Source organism: Leptothoe sp. LEGE 181152 (genome assembly GCF_032906605.1).
GTDB lineage: Bacteria > Cyanobacteriota > Cyanobacteriia > Phormidesmidales > Phormidesmidaceae > Leptothoe > Leptothoe turfae.
In genome coordinates this window covers 534,206-549,953 of sequence record NZ_JASATU010000017.1, presented here as the reverse complement: position 1 = coordinate 549,953, position 15,748 = coordinate 534,206, and the positions used below count along the sequence as shown (strand labels likewise).

The 15,748-nt window shown below is 48.9% G+C and carries 18 protein-coding genes; 11 read left to right on the top strand and 7 right to left on the bottom strand.

Features of this window, described 5'->3' with window-relative positions; all coding sequences use genetic code 11:
- The first annotated feature begins 281 nt into the window (after positions 1-281).
- Positions 282-467 (top strand): hypothetical protein, encoded by a 186-nt coding sequence (locus QGP82_RS10620; protein ID WP_163660383.1) that lies wholly within the window; start codon positions 282-284, stop codon positions 465-467.
- Positions 468-531: 64 nt separating this feature from the next.
- Positions 532-882, top strand: coding sequence for an NfeD family protein (locus QGP82_RS10615; protein ID WP_163660381.1), 351 nt, complete (start codon positions 532-534; stop codon positions 880-882).
- Between the two features lie 375 nt (positions 883-1,257).
- Here QGP82_RS10615 and QGP82_RS10610 read toward each other — a convergent pair whose 3' ends face one another.
- Positions 1,258-2,532, bottom strand: a complete 1,275-nt coding sequence (locus QGP82_RS10610; protein ID WP_163699046.1) for a sensor histidine kinase — start codon at positions 2,530-2,532, stop codon at positions 1,258-1,260.
- 20 nt (positions 2,533-2,552) lie between these two features.
- Complete coding sequence (locus QGP82_RS10605) at positions 2,553-3,236, bottom strand: response regulator transcription factor (protein ID WP_163660375.1); 684 nt, start codon at positions 3,234-3,236, stop codon at positions 2,553-2,555.
- Positions 3,237-3,360: 124 nt separating this feature from the next.
- Between QGP82_RS10605 and QGP82_RS10600 the strand changes: the two genes are divergently transcribed.
- Positions 3,361-3,753, top strand: coding sequence for a hypothetical protein (locus tag QGP82_RS10600; protein ID WP_250565769.1), 393 nt, complete (start codon positions 3,361-3,363; stop codon positions 3,751-3,753).
- Between the two features lie 71 nt (positions 3,754-3,824).
- On the opposite strand, the gene QGP82_RS10595 is transcribed toward QGP82_RS10600, so the two are convergent.
- Complete coding sequence (locus tag QGP82_RS10595; RefSeq protein ID WP_499058925.1) at positions 3,825-4,250, bottom strand: hypothetical protein; 426 nt, start codon at positions 4,248-4,250, stop codon at positions 3,825-3,827.
- A 163-nt stretch (positions 4,251-4,413) separates the two neighbouring features.
- On the opposite strand from QGP82_RS10595, the gene QGP82_RS10590 reads away from it, so the two are divergent.
- The 4 genes from QGP82_RS10590 to QGP82_RS10575 all read left to right on the top strand — a co-directional run bounded on the left by QGP82_RS10590 (position 4,414) and on the right by QGP82_RS10575 (position 8,246).
- The gene (locus QGP82_RS10590) at positions 4,414-5,196 is read left to right on the top strand and encodes a DUF4230 domain-containing protein (protein ID WP_163660371.1); all 783 of its coding nucleotides are present in this window, start codon (positions 4,414-4,416) and stop codon (positions 5,194-5,196) included.
- A gap of 136 nt (positions 5,197-5,332) precedes the next feature.
- Entirely contained in the window at positions 5,333-6,127 is a 795-nt protein-coding gene (locus tag QGP82_RS10585; protein ID WP_163660369.1) for a glutathione S-transferase family protein, read from the top strand.
- Positions 6,128-6,188: 61 nt separating this feature from the next.
- Positions 6,189-7,439: an FAD-binding oxidoreductase gene (locus QGP82_RS10580; RefSeq protein WP_499058923.1), complete on the top strand. Its 1,251-nt coding sequence runs from the start codon at positions 6,189-6,191 to the stop codon at positions 7,437-7,439.
- 66 nt (positions 7,440-7,505) lie between these two features.
- The gene (locus tag QGP82_RS10575; RefSeq protein ID WP_163660367.1) at positions 7,506-8,246 is read left to right on the top strand and encodes a 2-phosphosulfolactate phosphatase family protein; all 741 of its coding nucleotides are present in this window, start codon (positions 7,506-7,508) and stop codon (positions 8,244-8,246) included.
- 22 nt (positions 8,247-8,268) lie between these two features.
- On the opposite strand, the gene QGP82_RS10570 is transcribed toward QGP82_RS10575, so the two are convergent.
- On the bottom strand, positions 8,269-9,228 hold the full coding sequence (locus QGP82_RS10570; RefSeq protein ID WP_163660365.1) for a Gfo/Idh/MocA family protein: 960 nt from the start codon (positions 9,226-9,228) through the stop codon (positions 8,269-8,271).
- A gap of 521 nt (positions 9,229-9,749) precedes the next feature.
- Here QGP82_RS10570 and QGP82_RS10565 point away from each other — a divergent pair.
- Positions 9,750-10,049, top strand: coding sequence for a ferredoxin (locus QGP82_RS10565; protein WP_006513757.1), 300 nt, complete (start codon positions 9,750-9,752; stop codon positions 10,047-10,049).
- Positions 10,050-10,232: 183 nt separating this feature from the next.
- Here QGP82_RS10565 and QGP82_RS10560 read toward each other — a convergent pair whose 3' ends face one another.
- Positions 10,233-11,954, bottom strand: coding sequence for a SpoIID/LytB domain-containing protein (locus QGP82_RS10560; RefSeq protein WP_499058921.1), 1,722 nt, complete (start codon positions 11,952-11,954; stop codon positions 10,233-10,235).
- Positions 11,955-12,365: 411 nt separating this feature from the next.
- Between QGP82_RS10560 and QGP82_RS10555 the strand changes: the two genes are divergently transcribed.
- Positions 12,366-12,848 (top strand): Dps family protein, encoded by a 483-nt coding sequence (locus tag QGP82_RS10555; protein ID WP_163660363.1) that lies wholly within the window; start codon positions 12,366-12,368, stop codon positions 12,846-12,848.
- A 311-nt stretch (positions 12,849-13,159) separates the two neighbouring features.
- Complete coding sequence (locus QGP82_RS10550; RefSeq protein WP_499058919.1) at positions 13,160-14,317, top strand: aminotransferase class V-fold PLP-dependent enzyme; 1,158 nt, start codon at positions 13,160-13,162, stop codon at positions 14,315-14,317.
- Positions 14,318-14,325: 8 nt separating this feature from the next.
- Here QGP82_RS10550 and QGP82_RS10545 read toward each other — a convergent pair whose 3' ends face one another.
- Positions 14,326-14,535: a hypothetical protein gene (locus QGP82_RS10545; RefSeq protein ID WP_163660359.1), complete on the bottom strand. Its 210-nt coding sequence runs from the start codon at positions 14,533-14,535 to the stop codon at positions 14,326-14,328.
- A 164-nt stretch (positions 14,536-14,699) separates the two neighbouring features.
- On the opposite strand from QGP82_RS10545, the gene QGP82_RS10540 reads away from it, so the two are divergent.
- Entirely contained in the window at positions 14,700-15,383 is a 684-nt protein-coding gene (locus QGP82_RS10540) for a helix-turn-helix domain-containing protein (RefSeq protein ID WP_499058916.1), read from the top strand.
- Here QGP82_RS10540 and QGP82_RS10535 read toward each other — a convergent pair.
- A complete protein-coding gene (locus tag QGP82_RS10535; protein ID WP_163660355.1) occupies positions 15,373-15,726 on the bottom strand; it encodes a CU044_2847 family protein in 354 nt (117 codons plus the stop codon). The two genes, QGP82_RS10540 and QGP82_RS10535, sit on opposite strands and share 11 nt — an antisense overlap.
- Positions 15,727-15,748: the final 22 nt, after the last annotated feature.

The window sequence follows — 15,748 nt, the reverse complement described above, 5'->3', positions numbered from 1 at the left end:
CAGGAGTCTAACGTAAGTCATATGACTTTTTAAACGTCTACATGACTTTTTACTATGACATTATGACTTTTTTACCAAAGCATTTGTACTGACTTCTGTAGTACGTCATGGAAAGTCATTCATTTCCACCTGACTTTTTATGATTAGGGACACTAAGAGGCTTTAAAACAACTGACAACTCTCAAGACTTTAGAGGTTTCAACTTAGACTTTCTCTTTGGCAAGATAAGACTACAAAGCACCAAACGATGTAAGTGCTGATATTAAGTGAGGGATTGTATTATGCCACTAGACATGTTGCTTGGTTTAAGCTTAAGCGGGGTACTGATTTTGCTGTTTAACCAATCGCCGCAGCCTAAATCCGATAAACCTGCTAGAAAAACAATTGCAACCGTAGTACTTTCTGGTTCCAGCGGAGAAATTGAAATTATCAAAGACTCCCAAGGTACTAACTCTAACAAGTCTTAGAAGCTAGCGTTGCTGCAGCTTTTATGTATAGGAACTGTATGCCATAGTTAAGGGGGACACTAATATGTCTATCCGCCCATTTTGGAAAAAAGTCTTTAGCCTTGACACCACTACACCTCCTTCTGAAGCCTTAGGCTTTTTGAAAGTCCAGGGCAGAGTGATTGAGTTAATTGAGCCTGGTTCTGTTGGTCGAGTGCAACTGCAGGGAGTATCTTGGTTGGCGCGTTGTGCTGATGCGTTACGTTATCCTTTACCGGTAGATACTCCCGTGCAGGTCATTGATCGTAATGGTTTGGTTTTGTTGATCAAGCCAGTTCTGCCTCTGCCTGTTGTCAATTTTCCATTATCAGAGCCAGACTCGGTACGTTATCTCACCCGACAACTATCTACCCCGAGCGCGCGCGCAGCTGCTTAATCATTGAGAGATGTAGAGAGAGTTCTACATCTCTCAATGATCTCTGTTTGTAATGACTGTTAGAGGTGTTTATGCGAAAAATTCATCATCACCCGTATTGGTACTATTTGCTGGGCAAGTTGCTTCAGGGGTTTCTGTTGTTAACCTATGTTTTTTTTGCCGTCTGTCTGTTGTTGGCTGTTTTTTTGAATGTGGCCATCGGCTGGACAGTCCTCGTTATGGGTTTCCCATGGTTGCTAAAACTGGCACTAATATTTGGTTTTGGCATAGGCATACTGTCACTACTTGAAGCATTGTCATAGCTTGTGTGAGCGTGCCCAAATCAGCGGCACGCTTGAAGTCAATGTCCGTATTGCTGACGCAGACCTGTGGGGGCTAATTGAGTGGCAATTGAACTTGAAAATTACTGCCTTTGCCCACAGTGCTTGTTGCCGTAATCTGTCCATTGTGGGCACGCACCACCTGTTGAGCAATTGATAGACCGAGGCCAAATCCGCCTGTGTGTCGCGATCGCGCTGCATCAACCCGATAAAATCGCTCAAAAATTTGGAGTAAATCTGCTTCTGGAATACCAACACCATCATCTTCAACCTGAATCAGCACATGATTGGCCTGAACTTGAAGACGCAGCTGAACCATACCGTCATCTTTGGTGTACTTAAATGCATTGTCTAAAAGATTGGTCAGGGCTCGGCGCAGGAGCTGTGCATTCACTTTGACCGTAGCGGTATGGTTTGGGATGTCGTGAACAAATGTGCGATTTCGTCGGAAAGCTTGGGTACGACCATAGTCCACCAGAGGCTTGAGCAGGTCTCCAACACTAATCTGTTCAATCAGCGCAGCTCCATTAATTGGCCCCTCATGGCGGGCTAAAAACAAAAGATCCTCAATGAGGCCCCCCATTGCCTTAGCCGCAGTTTCGATCTCTTTTACACATTCCTCTTGAGACCCTGACTCAAGATTAGGGATAAGGGCAACCTGAGCATTACTGAGGATGGCCGCCAATGGATTACGTAATTCGTGAGAGGCATCAGCTGTGAATCTTTGCAGGCGCTCATAAGATTGTCGAATAGGCTGCATCGCGATGCCGCCTAAAATCCATCCGGTTAAGCCAATAATGCCAAGGGTCACAGGGACACCCAGGGTCAAAATCACAAGCGTTCGGTTTAAATCAGCCTGTAGGGGATTTAGTGGGGTGGCTGCTTGGATATATCCGACAACACGTTTGTTATATCTAATTGGGACGGTCAGTTGACGAATCGCCTGCTGCGAAGGAGCAACACCATTGATATAAATTGTCTCAAAGCGTTTTTTGGGCTCCATCACCGGCTTCAGGTCATGGGTGGAGCCAACAAACTGAATTAATTTCCAGTTGCGGTTGTACCAACGGACGTAAAGTAATTCATTCTGGGGAGATAGGGAATTCTCTCCCACCAGTGTGGTGCCTTTGGCCAACAGCCAGTCTCCCTGATCGGGACGGTAGTAGGTGCGATTATCAATGTCCTTAACTGTCAAGTACAACTTCTCATCAAAGTCCTGGAGCTTATCGTCAGCTTCGAGGGTGTAAACCACACCGGTAAACGCAATCAAAATACTCCCCATGGAAAGGGCAAACCAATAAGCCAGATTAAGACGACTGCGATTGAACATTGCGACAGGTGTGGAACCCTTTAAGAAATTTTTTCAGGAATTTTAAGACGATAGCCCATACCGTAAACGGTCTCCAGCCAGCTTTTGGCATCTAATTCGTCCAACCGCTGCCGCAGTCGCCAGATCAGGGCTGTTACGGCATTACTTTCTGGTTCAGTACCCCAGGTCCATAGCGTTTGTTCGATATTATCGCGGGTGATCACCTGGCCTGAACGTCGCATCAAGTATTCCATCAAATGAAATTCGCGACTGGAAAGACGAATGCGTGTCTGCTGGCGCTCCAGGATCAGGGTGGAAATATGGAGACGCAGATCACCCAGGCTCAGTAGATCGCCATGCCATTGGGGGGAGCGGCGACCCAACGCTCGCACCCTGGCTAACAGTTCTGGAATGTCTACAGGCTTTACCAAGTAGTCATCAGCTCCAGCATCCAAACCCACCACCTTATCTGCCGTTGTATCCTTAGCTGTCAGCATCAACACAGGAGATGCTTTACCCAATGCTCTGTACTGTTGGCATAAAGACACGCCGCTAACCACAGGCAGCATCCAGTCTAAAATCAACAGATCATAGTCCCTATTGTTGATCAACCATTGAGCCTCTTGAGAATCTTCCACACCATCGACTAAGTGACCTGATTCGGATAAGGCGATGCACAGCGGTCGTAGTTGGGCGGGGTCATCTTCAACCAGCAGGATAATCATGGGGGATACCCAATACGGGCCAATAAAGTTTACCGCTCCTTAGTATGGGCAGAGAATATAACAGAAATATGATGTCGCTCATTGCTGGGTATGATCGGTGCATTAGGCGTTAAACATCATCACCTTGCGAAAGCTGTCTCAACTATTGAATTGGAGAGTATTACGGCTGTGGCTATCGCTGCTAGTGTTAGGGGGTGCTTTTTGGACCATCGGGCAGCTGATGACGCTCAGAATTCTGGGGCGTACCTATGACACATCACGCTATGTGATTACAGGTGTGCAGCCTGAAGAAGACATTTCAAAAGAGGCGATCAGGGTCATTCGGGTGGAGATTTGTAATGAAGCTGGCACCTCTGAGGCCAGGGTTATTTTTAATGATCTCGGCGATCGCAAACTACAGTTTGATCTGACTGTGCCTGGGGAGATTGAGGGTGCGATCGCAAAAGAAATCAACATCCCCCAACAAGCAATCAGCAAACTAGTTCAATACAAGGTCCGTGATCCATGCTCAATGTGATTAGGCTTGATTTATGTTTCGCAAAAGCTATCACAGGGCATGGGAGAGAATTATCACATCATCAGTCTGGATCAAAGACCAGGCCTCTCGGCTCGAAAGACTTTAGTGATTTCTGCATTCATCAGAGCAATTTGAGGATCACTCTGAATGGCTTCAAAATATTTGGCAGCTAAGGGCGTAGATGAATTTTCATTGGGTTTTAACATCAACCGCCCTTTCTCTAGAAAAATGGCCGCTGTCTCTTCGGGGTTTTCGGGCGGTTCCTTGGTACTGGTAAATTCATCAATCTGGACGATGAACTGGGAAATGGGACGTAGCCAGCTAAACGCATCGTCACTGATCACCAGTTGAAAGAATTCACCTTTATTTTTAATGGGGCCATTGACCTGTTCGTAGCGTACACGCTCTGACTCTAAAAGCAGCTTATGGAGCTTCAGTAGATTGTTGCGAAAGCGTTTAAGACGCTGTTGATTGGTCTCGGATGAAGAAGCGGTCATGGAATCAGCAAAATAGGGCGGTCCTATTCACATTATCGTGTTTACCTAGGTTGTATGGAACCATACATGCATGTGAATTAGGACATTTAATACAACTGGTCGCATTGAACGTTCATTCTTCGCAACTGACGTTAGAATCATCCCTAGCGTTCTAGGCGGTATCATGTTTACTCGTCCCTCCCGCATTACTAATCGCAGTCGCGTTCGTAAAACGGATAAGCAGAAGGATAAACAAACCAATCCCAACCCGCAGCAGCAGCCAGGAGTGTGGCGGGTTTTGTCAATGCTATCGATGGTGGTCTTTGGTGGCGGCTTAGTGGTGGCCTCGGTGGCAGGTTATGGCCTGTGGCGTACTGGGGATCAGTTTATGGATGGTGTGAAGCTAATGTTCACGCCGAAACCACCGGAGGATACGGTGGATACGCGCACCCTGATCGTTGAGCAAATTCAGGGGGCTAGCGAACTGACGACGGCTATCTTTTCCATGGAGGCAGTGGTGCCCACGGAAAGCAACCGGACAGTCGGTAACTATGTGATTGGTCAAACTAACTTGTTATACATTGCCCACGGAGAAGTCCGTGCAGGCATCGATCTTGGGGCGATCAGCGAAGAAAATGTACAGGTGATCAATGATTCTGAAGACTTGCCACCGAGCCTGATTTTGACCCTGCCAGCGCCTAAAGTTCTGGATAGTAAGTTAGATGTCACTCGCTCAAAAGTATATGAGTACGACCGTGGTTTCTTGAGCTTAGGTCCGGATCGTGCCCCGGAACTCCAGGCCTTAGCGCAGCAGGAAGCCCTTAAGCAAATTCGTCAAGGAGCCTGTGATGAGGGGATCTTGACCATGGCCAGTGAACGGGCTGAACTGACTATGCGGCAACTAATTGAGCCCCTGGGGTATGAAAATTTGACGGTGAACGTGGCTGAACCCACAGGGTGTTCTTAAGGGAGTTTTGAGCTTTGGGTGCTGAGTTGTGAGTTACAACATTATCAACTCAATGCCTTACACTGCTTTGCTGTTACTGTTTTATGTCAGCATTTTTACTTGAGGCCAGTAGGTTCAATTCAAAACTCTCCCCAAAATGATAGAGCTACATCAGTTTGAAGCGTCTCACTATTGTGAAAAGGTCCGGCTGCTTCTGGATTATAAGCAACTGCCCTATAAAACTGTTGAAGTGATGCCTGGGGTGGGGCAGGTGGAGCTGTATCGGCTGTCAGGACAACGTCAGGTACCGGTGATTAAGGATGGAGCAACGGTAATAGCAGATTCTACTGCGATCGCAACCTACCTGGATGAAACCTATCCCGAACGGCCCGTCTTACCAGCTGACGGAGCCATGCGCGGTCTGTGTTTAATGCTAGAAGACTGGGCCGATGAATCCATGGGCCCTAATGCCCGCAAGGCCATGATTGGAGCCTTTAACCAACATCCCAGCTTTCGGACAGCGCTGCTGCCTGCGTCCACCCCCGATGTCCTAAAAGGTCTAGTCAGCGCTGTGCCCGGAGACTTACTTAACCTGCTAGGTACAGGTGTAGGCTTTGGCCCTGATGACATTAAAGCCGCCACCTTGAGTCTGAAACAGGCGCTATCATCAATCTGCATCGTCTTGTCAGAACACCCCTACCTGGTAGGCATTCAGCCCACCCTGGCGGACTTTGCCGTCGCTGGCATTTCCATGTATCTCAAGTTTCCAGACCAGCGCTACATTGATTTACCCGAAGGACTTTGTGGCAAAGGTGTGCCAGGATTGGCGGACGAGCCGGACTATGAGCGGTTTTGGACCTGGCGCGATCAGCTCTATGCCGACTACCGTAAGGTGCGCTCTGACCCCCCCAAAAATTCTGGCAGTGGCCCCGTAAAAATCGGCATTGATTAGACCGACTCCCCACGCTCCAACCAGTAACCGATAAAATGGAAAGCGCAGTCAGCGCATCACCATGAGCCCCGTAGTCAATAAATTTGAATCCTTGCTTGGTCCCGACCAGGTAATGTCTTGGTCCAATCTCGGCAATCATCGATTTGAGACAAATAATGATCTCAGGATTGTTTTTCCTGAGTCCATTGAACAGCTATCGGCGGTTGTGCGCACCTGCTACGAACAGCGCCTGCGTATAGTGACCTGTGGCCAACGTACCAAGCTGCATTGGGGTTGTCACCACAAGCTGAATAATGCCGATGTGGTCATTAGTACCGCTAAGTTGAATCGCCTGGTGGATCATTGGGTAGATGACTTTACCATGCGGGGGGAAGCGGGAATAGCTTTTGCCGATTTGCAGGCTAAATTACAGCCTCAGAACCAATTTTGGCCAGTAGACCCCCTCTATGCTGATCAGGCGACGTTGGGGGGCATTGTAGCGACTGCTGATGGCGGTTCTCTGCGACAGCGCTATGGCAGCGTGCGGGATACGGTGATCGGTGTGCAGTTTGTGCGCTATGACGGTGAGGTGGTGAAAGCCGGTGGCCGAGTGGTCAAAAATGTGGCTGGTTATGACTTGATGAAGCTGATGACCGGGGCCTATGGCACGTTGGGCATTCTCAGCCAGTTGACCCTCAGGCTATATCCCATGGCGGTTCAATCCCAGACCGTTGTGCTATCGGGACCCGCTGAGGCGATCGCTGAAGCGGCCTTACAAACTCGGCTACAGGGCATTACGTCCAGCGCCATGGATCTTATTGGTACAGACAATGGTGTTCGCTTAGCAGGTCGATTTCAAGGTATTCCTGCCGGTGTCGAGGAGCAAGTAGAACGGTTTGAAACAATTGCTAAAACAGCCGGACTGACGAGTAAGCCTGCCGAAGATAGTTCATTCTGGTCCTCCCTGGCACTACAGCTGGGCAGTCCAACCAAAGTATTATGCAAGATCGGGGTGTTGCCCACCCATCTAGTCCCTTTACTGCAGCTGTTAGAAACGTTCCCCTCAAGCTGGCTCGCTCGGTTGCATAATGCCAGTGGGTTGGGGTTAATTGCGCTGTCTGCCGATGCCCACGATGTCGCTGGTACCCTAGAAACATTGCGATCGCACTGCACCGCCCACAAAGGCTATCTCACAATTTTGCAAGCACCTCCATCCCTAACCATAGAGCCCTGGGGCTATACCGGGAATGCTATGGACATGATGAAAGCCATCAAACAGCAGTTCGATCCCCATGGAATATTAAATCCAGGACGATTTGTCGGAGGGATTTGATAAGCACATACATTTTTTGAGTACGTTCCCGCATAGAATAGTCAGGTCTGTCCGCTCTTAATTTTTGTGAAATTATTCGTTTACCACACACCAGAAGAGACGCCAGTTGATACCCTGCCTGCCTGTGCGATCTCAATTGATGTCCTCAGGGCAACTACCACCATGGCAGCCGCATTTGCAGCAGGTGCTGAAGCCATCGAGGTGTTTAGTGATTTAGATAAGTTGGTGAAAGCTAGCGAACAATGGCCCTCTGAGAAACGTATTCTTGCGGGAGAACGTGGTGGTCAGCGAGTAGATGGATTCGACATGGGCAATTCCCCTCGCGATCATGATCCCGAGCGTACGGCGGGTCGGCGCTTGTTTATGAGTACCACCAACGGCACCCGCTGTCTGCAACGAATTCAAGCTGCACCGTTAGTCATGACCGCTGCCCTAACCACGCGCCAGGCCGTCGTGGACAAACTCCTGCGTAAGCAAGAGCAACCTGAATCTGTCTGGTTGGTGGGTTCTGGCTGGGAAGGCACGTACTCCTTAGAAGATACCGTATGTGCTGGAGCGATTATCCATGCACTGATGGAAAAAACAGGCCAAAGCTTTGTGGAATGCACGGGCAACGACTCCGCTGTTGCAGCCGTAGGCCTCTATGAGCAATGGCAACACCGCATGCTAGACCTGATGCATGTGGCAACCCATGGTCAACGTTTGCTGCGTTTGAATAACACAGCCGATCTTGAATATTGCGCTCAGATGGACGTGGAGACCATAGTGCCAGAACAAGAGAGCCCAGGAGTTTTGGTTAATCGCTAATGGATTGCTTAGGTCTTAGACCTTACAGCATGATTCGCTGCCCTGACTCTGCCGCCTGTTGCAATGCTGCGGCAATTCGTAAGGAGTATAAACTCTCCTCAGGTTGCACATAGAGAGGTTTCCCCTCGGTCAAGTGCTCCATTATCCAATGGGTATCTTTTTGAAATAACCCTTGACGCGGGGCAGCCACAATTGGCTGTTCCCCAGTCTTTGTCACTAAACAGCCATGGTTGCCATTAAATATTAGACAGCCCAAGTCTCCTCTCACTTCTATGTAGCGGCTACGACGCCATAGACCTTCTCCCTTGCCATAGGTGAGTTCTGCTAAAGTGCCATTGTGAAAGCGGAGTTGAGCGCTATATAAACACCTGCGAAAGTAACCTGAGTTTGGTTGCACGCTCCCCTGACAGGTGACGTGTGCCACCGAGCCTAATAAATCCGTTAAGCGTTGAATGCGAGACAGAGCTGCCATCAGCGGAAAACCCAGCAATTCCGAGCAATAGCTCCATTTATCAGGCGCGGGATCCTTAGGAGCCAAGGTGCGATAGTTCACATAGTGGGGGGTACCCACCGCAGCGATATGCTGCTTCATGGCTAAATGCAACCCGCCAATCAATTCAATATGTTCGACATGCAGCAGTCGCTTACGCTCGCGGGCGAGGGACACCAGCTGTGTGGCATGTTCTACATTTAACGCCAGCGGATATTCAACGACAACATGTTTGTTGTGCTCTAAAGCCTGATTTACCAGGTTTCCATGCTCTGTATTGACGGTGCAAATAAATACCAGGTCTAACTGTTGACTATGCCATAGCTCCTCAATACGGCTAGCTGTTACCTGTTGTTCTGTCCCAAAACGCTGAGCTCGCTCAAAATTGCGGCTAGCAACAGCCACTAAATGAACCTGTGGAATGTCCCTAAGGGCCTCAACACGCTTACGCGCGGCAAAGCCAGTGCCAATGATGGCAGCGTAAATAACCATTGATACGTGAAGGTTAGGCAACGACGTTCTACAAAAAGAGAAGTCGTTATTTGAGTAGGTTGAACTAATTTTGTGAAAGGTTAATTAGACTACAAAGACCGTCATATTATGGACACCCTTTGTAGTAAAAGAAACCCAGACTAAATGGAGATTAACTATCAACAATATACAGATAAAATGGACTATAAGTTTTTTTAATGAAAAGATTAATTAATGATAACTTGATCAAGGTGTATGCAGCGCTTTGCCAGTGCTGATAAAGCGCTGCATTTATTGTCTGAAGAGCTTTTTGGCAATATTGACGAGTATTCTCATTAGAAGAAGTATAAGTAAAACCATGGCAAAAGCCACGATTCGATTACGAATACCATTCAGCCATCTTTGAGAAAAGTACCACAGCATTCTGGTTTTCTCGTAGTATCAGAAATGATGTTGATCTGATAGATTCCTTACTAAACACTTTATGGGAACTATTGAGAGTTGACAGGATTACAATCACTGCAATAGTAGAGGATACTAGCATGGCAACCTTTAAGGTTACTCTGGTCAATGAGGCTGAAGGTCTAAACACCACTATCGACGTAGCTGATGACGAGTATATTCTCGACGCAGCTGAAGAGCAGGGTATTGATCTTCCTTACTCCTGCCGCGCAGGTGCTTGCTCCACTTGTGCTGGTAAGATTACTGCTGGAAGCATCGACCAGTCTGACCAGTCTTTCTTGGATGATGATCAGATCGAAGCTGGCTACGTGCTAACTTGCGTTTGCTATCCCACTTCCGACTGCACTATCGAGACTCACCAGGAAGAGGCTCTTTACTAAGCCCCATCTTGTTTGTTGTCTATTGACGGATGGTCTGAACGTTGTTCTAGCCGTTGGTAAAGACTAAAAATGCAGGCTCCCTGTTAACCAGGGGGCCTGCATTTTTATTGCCGCCATGACAAGTCGTGTAGAACACTAATATTTTTAGATTCATCTCCCTGAGGATCAGCAACGCCCAAATTGCTAAGGCAGTGAAAATGCCGGGTCTTGTGTTGCTGGGGCGGTGTCTACCGCAGTATTTGTTGCTGGCGTTGGGATCGTTGTTGCTGGTTCATTCCAAAACACAATGTCGTTGCTAATGGGCAGTAGTTGAGTATTGGGGTAATAAAACTGCAAAATGCGTTGGTAAGGCCAGCCGTTTTCGCCTAGGCGATAAGATCCCGTCTGACTCATGCCTACTCCGTGGCCAAAGCCACCCCCCACAAAGGTATAGCCCTTAAGTACGGGAGGCGTTGGCTGCGTGGTTGGTGTGCTATTGGCAGTCTCCCCAGAGGTTGTTGTTGCTCCAGCATTATTCGTTTGCTCTTCATCCGTAGTCTCCTCATACAGAGGTTCCAGGTAAAAGAGCTGACTACGGGGTGGGATCAACGCGCTGACAACTTCGTTTTTATGGAGTTCAAAGTCACCGATGTCGGTGTTGACTAGAACGGTTTGGACGCGGCCTGTACTAGCACGTTCCGTCACGGTGAGGCCAGTAACAGCTTTAAGGCTGGCCATGGGATTCTGGCGGTTGGTCAGGTATTGTTTAACACCCGTGGTGATTTCTTCCAAGGTGCCGGAGCGCTGCCAACGGAAAGTGGGCCAGTCGTCTTCGTTAAAGCGGCTTTGTAGGTTGATAAAAGATCGAAAGTTGTTTTCGTCTGATAGGGGACGAGCGGCGAGATCCCAGCTGGTGGCCAGGGAGTCAATCACCGGTTGCAGATAGGGACGATCTGCCCCATTCCAGACATCGCTAAAACGGGCGGTTATGCCGCCTGTAGTTGAGGAGTAGAGCGCGTCAATCAGTTCGCCGTTGTGGGTTAGCACCTGACCCTGGGTCACTGCGATCGCACGATCTGCCCGGGCCACCGTACCGCTCAACCCGCGATACACCTGGCATTGGGTGTCAGCACAAAGTTCATAATTATCGATGGCAAACCGTCGCAGATTTCGCAAAGCATAGGTTCTGGCTAACACCGCCTGGGCTTCCACCGCAGACTGGGGTGCGCTGGGACCGATCTCATGGGGCACCACACCCCGCAGATAGAGTTCTATGGGCACCTGGTTAACTAAGGTGTAGTCGCCATAGGCATTGGGCTGAATCTTGAAGTCCCCCCCAAATAGTTTTTTAGCCCCACCGTTTTCAGCTATCTGGACACGGCGATTGGCACTGGTGATTCTAAAGCTGTGACGATGGTAGCGATAGCCGTTGGCAATGAATGCCGCCCGAGGCGATTCGGTGAGTACACGGCTATCTATAAAGGTATTGGTATGGCCTGCCCCATGCAGACTCTCTAAGAGCAAGCGACGCAGCAGGGGCGTATTGTAGTCTTCTCGCTTCGCCCACACCTGCCAAGAACTCGGTTGTGCAACTTCTGCAGCAATGCCCTTTGCTATCCACTGATTTGCACTTTCTTCGGCACTTTCAAAGCTACGGTGGCTACTGAGCACCACCCATTCTTGTAAAACAGGTTGGGGTAAAGGGTTAGCCCCTACCGCCAACGTCAGCTCCTGGGTGGTAATTGTCTGGGGTTGGCCACCGGTTTCAAAGGTCACCGTTAGGGTATCGCCATTTAGGGGGGTGAGGACAAGCTGATCGTCCCGCTCTTCTCCAAACCGCTGCACCAGACCGATTTGAATTTCGGGATTGAGCGGTGCTTGGGCTAGACCACGGCTGGGAATTACAGTCAGAAAACCGACAGCCATAACTATGGCGTGTTTGCCTAAGGACCGCTTCACTATCTGCCAATGTGCCAATGCCATTTGCCCAAATGTAATAATCCCTCAAACCATAGCCCAAACCTCGATCAACTGTGTTGGTAATTTGTCTGAGTTTTATATCTAACTGATGTTGCCATGCAGTGGTGTTTTTACATTGACTGTAGTCAATAAAAAAATATTGCAAGTCGAAGTCGTTATGAGTATGATTAAGAAGACCACAAAATACAGTCAGGCAAGGTTTCAATATCTATAATTGCTGCGCTGCACTATATTGTTTGGCCAAGCAGGTTATTGAACGTTGTGCATGTCTAAGGCTAGAGTGCTCTTGCAAAAGCAGCTGCCCATTTCAACTTGGACATCGTTTAAGACCCACCACTCACTATCAGGAGACTAGTCATGTCCACGTCAACTCTCCCTATTAACATTGGTATCAGTGACGATCAGCGTCAGGCGATCGCAGATGGTCTATCTCGCACCCTGGCTGATACGTACACGCTCTATCTCAAGACCCATAATTTTCATTGGAATGTGACTGGCCCTATGTTCCAGACACTTCATCTCATGTTTGAAGGGCAGTATAACGAACTGGCGCTGGCGGTGGATGCGATCGCAGAGCGTATTCGTGCCCTCGGTTTTCCTGCCCCTGGCACCTACAGTGAATATGCCAAACTCAGTTCTATTAGTGAGACTGAGGGGGTTCCCAAGGCAGAAGAGATGATCGCTCTGTTGGTTGAAGGCCAGGAGGCGGTTGCTCGCACGGCCCGTGAAGTGTTTGCGATCGCAGATGAGGCCAACGATGAGCCGACGGCTGATTTGTTGACCCAGCGGCTACAGATTCACGAGAAAAATGCGTGGATGCTACGCAGTTTGTTGCAGTAATCAATACCTGTTACTCGTGGGACTAGTCTCCGAGTAACAGGTATAACCAAGTACTTGTGTCCCCCCAACGTTGGCGAAGCCTATCCCTGTGACTAGGGGGACGACAGGGGGGTAGAACACTATTAGCCGAGTCTCCTCTGCCCACAGAACCTTTCTTAAGGGAGAGTGTGATCAGGCTTTTTTATTATAAGAACAAACGCCACCTGACTAATATCCTCCACCTGCCGAACACTCCTAACTTCGTGGGCCAGTGGCGATCGCAACGGTGAATATGATGACAAGATCAGGTAGTTTTCTATTGAATTTAGGATATGGCAAACTTCACGATTAACGCTCTCATCGATCGATCTAATTATCCAAGCCTTAACGATTCTGTCTATCTCAACCAGGCTTCATTAGGGCTCATTGGTCAGCCCGCTGTACAGTCAATGCACGACTTTCTTGATAAGATTGCCCGCCATGGCAATCTCAGAATGACCGATGAGGAAGAGGTGGGATTCTTTGAGTCGTTACGTCAGCGCGGTGCAAGACTCTTGAATTGTAGTCCTGATCGGCTGGCAATTATAGCCAGCGCTAGTGAATTGCTCGGTCAACTTCCCTTTTTGATTCGCCCAACATCCGGTAGTTGCATTGTTGCCGTATCAACAGATTTTCCAGCCATCACTCGCCCTTGGATTCGATATGCGGAAGAGCATGATTGCGCTCTTCGTTTTGTTGATGACATTGCAACCGAGAATCTTACAGATGGCCTGATCGATAACATCGATAGTCGTACCGCCGTTGTAGCCATCAGCTCTGTTCAGTTTTCCACTGGAACCATGGTTGATATTCCCCGGTTACGCGAAGCCTGTGGGCGTGTGGATGCAAGGCTCGTGGTCGATGTCACCCAAGCAGCAGGAATTCTGAAGATAGATTCACAGCATTGGCAGGCTGATGCTGTTGTTACCAGTGGCTATAAGTGGTTGGGGGGGCATGGTGGTGTTGCGATCGCAACCGTTGCTCCCGGTTTGCTTGAGCAAGATACACCGCTTCCAGGCTGGATGGGAACAACCAATCCGTTTGATTTTGACGCCACAACGTTAACGTTTGCCACCGGCGCACGACGCTTTACACAGTCGACGATGTCCTACATTTCGATGGTGGGCCTCACAACGGCGCTTGAAAATTTAATGACGTTGAGCGCAGGTCAACGTGAGGCCCACTCACGTCGTCTTGCCCACAGGTTAATCCAGGGAACCCAGACATACGGATGGACACCATTTCGAGCATTGGAGACTCCGTCGGCTTCTCCCCATATCGTCACGCTTGCTCACTCAAAATTCGATGTGGAGAGAGCAAGAGACGCCTTACGTCGTAACCGAATCGTTTGTGGCACGCGCAATGGTCGCATTAGGATTTCGCTTGCGCCGTATAACAATAGTGTTGATATTGATGCGTTGATCGATGTGTTGGCGACCCTTGAAAGCTGAAGACTCTATCAGTCTTCACCGCCTTCACCCCCTTCGTCGTCGCCATCGTCGTCGTCGTCGTCGTCTCCTTCACCGCCTTCACCGCCCTCAGGGGCCACGTCTTCAATGTCAGCAGGCTCTGTAGCTTCACCGCCTTCACCCCCACCACAAGCCGTACCAAGGGTGGCAATCATACCGACGGTTAGAAAAAGTTCTAGGGGCTTCAATCGCTTCTTCATAAGTCACCTACTATTAAAAAAATATTTTAATAAATAAAACTAATCATGAGCTTATATTTATCGATATTACATGTCAATATGGAGTCGACGACTCATGCCTGGCCCTATTCCTAGCAGGTTCTGGTTAAGCGGTACAATCCCATAACGCTTCATACCGCATGTCAATGTCCAACGCATCTAACCACGGTGATCCCTCAGCCAGCGAGCAGGCTCTGCAAACTATGATGCAGCAAGCTAATATTCCTAGCCAGCGGGCACTGGCCGAAAAAGCAAAGGTCTCTCGCTGGCAGGTACAACAGCTGAGGCAGGGAAATATTGACACCATGCGGGTGACTGCTTTGAAAAAGCTAGCAGCAGCTCTTGAATGCTCTCTTGCTGAGCTGTTTCAGGCATTTGACCCCGAACAGTTTACGGCAGAAATCATAGCTGCTTCCATTGGGGAGAGCACCAGTGACGAAGTTGCCCGATTGCGCCAGGAATATGCTCGTTTAGAGCAACGGTTAGAACAACAAAGCCAGTATCTACAGGAGCAATTCCAAGCGGATTCGCTGCAGGTGCTGGAATCTTGGCTGACTTATTGGCCCACAGCGGCAAAAGCCGCCACCGAGCATGACGGCTTTGATGCTAAAAAACTATTGCCTTTGGTCAAACCCGTGGAACGATTGCTGGAAAGCTGGGGGGTGACTGTTATCGGCACAGTGGGCCAACAGCTTTCCTATGATCCACAACAGCATCAATTGGTCAGGGGCATGGCCAACCCCGAAGACCTGGTACGTGTTAGCCATGTAGGATATCGCCATGGCGGTAATTTACTGCAACGGGTTAAAGTGGTGCCGCTTAATCCTTAAATGAGCATTCAACGGTAATTTGTAGATTGGCCTCGGCACTGCCCTCTGTGATATAGGGAATGCCCGATGATCCTGCTATTTTCAGACCAAACTCAAGGTTGACCTTATCGACATTACCACTGCCTAATTCTTTAAAGGCGTTTAAGACATAACGGGTGTACTGGGTAATGGTGTTTTTGACGGTTGGTAACTGGCGCTGAATGCCTGAGGAAAATGCTCCTTTAGACACCCGTCCTGGTTCCGATTCATCAGTAGGGGGGGCGCTGGGGATATCGTTACGATCGGCCGCTTCAATGTAAATGGTCGTTCCGTCTTCGAGAATAATAGGCGCTAGTTGAGACATGAATAGACGTCCTGTGACGTGT

Excerpts from the sequence above, each read along its gene's own strand:
- QGP82_RS10620 (WP_163660383.1), top strand. The coding sequence starts at position 282 with ATGCCACTAGACATGTTGCTTGGTTTAAGCTTAAGCGGGGTACTGATT.
- QGP82_RS10615 (WP_163660381.1), top strand. The coding sequence starts at position 532 with ATGTCTATCCGCCCATTTTGGAAAAAAGTCTTTAGCCTTGACACCACT.
- QGP82_RS10610 (WP_163699046.1), bottom strand. The coding sequence starts at position 2,532 with ATGTTCAATCGCAGTCGTCTTAATCTGGCTTATTGGTTTGCCCTTTCC.
- QGP82_RS10605 (WP_163660375.1), bottom strand. The coding sequence starts at position 3,236 with ATGATTATCCTGCTGGTTGAAGATGACCCCGCCCAACTACGACCGCTG.
- QGP82_RS10595 (WP_499058925.1), bottom strand. The coding sequence starts at position 4,250 with ATGACCGCTTCTTCATCCGAGACCAATCAACAGCGTCTTAAACGCTTT.
- QGP82_RS10590 (WP_163660371.1), top strand. The coding sequence starts at position 4,414 with ATGTTTACTCGTCCCTCCCGCATTACTAATCGCAGTCGCGTTCGTAAA.
- QGP82_RS10585 (WP_163660369.1), top strand. The coding sequence starts at position 5,333 with ATGATAGAGCTACATCAGTTTGAAGCGTCTCACTATTGTGAAAAGGTC.
- QGP82_RS10580 (WP_499058923.1), top strand. The coding sequence starts at position 6,189 with ATGAGCCCCGTAGTCAATAAATTTGAATCCTTGCTTGGTCCCGACCAG.
- QGP82_RS10570 (WP_163660365.1), bottom strand. The coding sequence starts at position 9,228 with ATGGTTATTTACGCTGCCATCATTGGCACTGGCTTTGCCGCGCGTAAG.
- QGP82_RS10565 (WP_006513757.1), top strand. The coding sequence starts at position 9,750 with ATGGCAACCTTTAAGGTTACTCTGGTCAATGAGGCTGAAGGTCTAAAC.
- QGP82_RS10560 (WP_499058921.1), bottom strand. The coding sequence starts at position 11,954 with ATGGCTGTCGGTTTTCTGACTGTAATTCCCAGCCGTGGTCTAGCCCAA.
- QGP82_RS10555 (WP_163660363.1), top strand. The coding sequence starts at position 12,366 with ATGTCCACGTCAACTCTCCCTATTAACATTGGTATCAGTGACGATCAG.
- QGP82_RS10550 (WP_499058919.1), top strand. The coding sequence starts at position 13,160 with ATGGCAAACTTCACGATTAACGCTCTCATCGATCGATCTAATTATCCA.
- QGP82_RS10545 (WP_163660359.1), bottom strand. The coding sequence starts at position 14,535 with ATGAAGAAGCGATTGAAGCCCCTAGAACTTTTTCTAACCGTCGGTATG.
- QGP82_RS10540 (WP_499058916.1), top strand. The coding sequence starts at position 14,700 with ATGTCCAACGCATCTAACCACGGTGATCCCTCAGCCAGCGAGCAGGCT.
- QGP82_RS10535 (WP_163660355.1), bottom strand. The coding sequence starts at position 15,726 with ATGTCTCAACTAGCGCCTATTATTCTCGAAGACGGAACGACCATTTAC.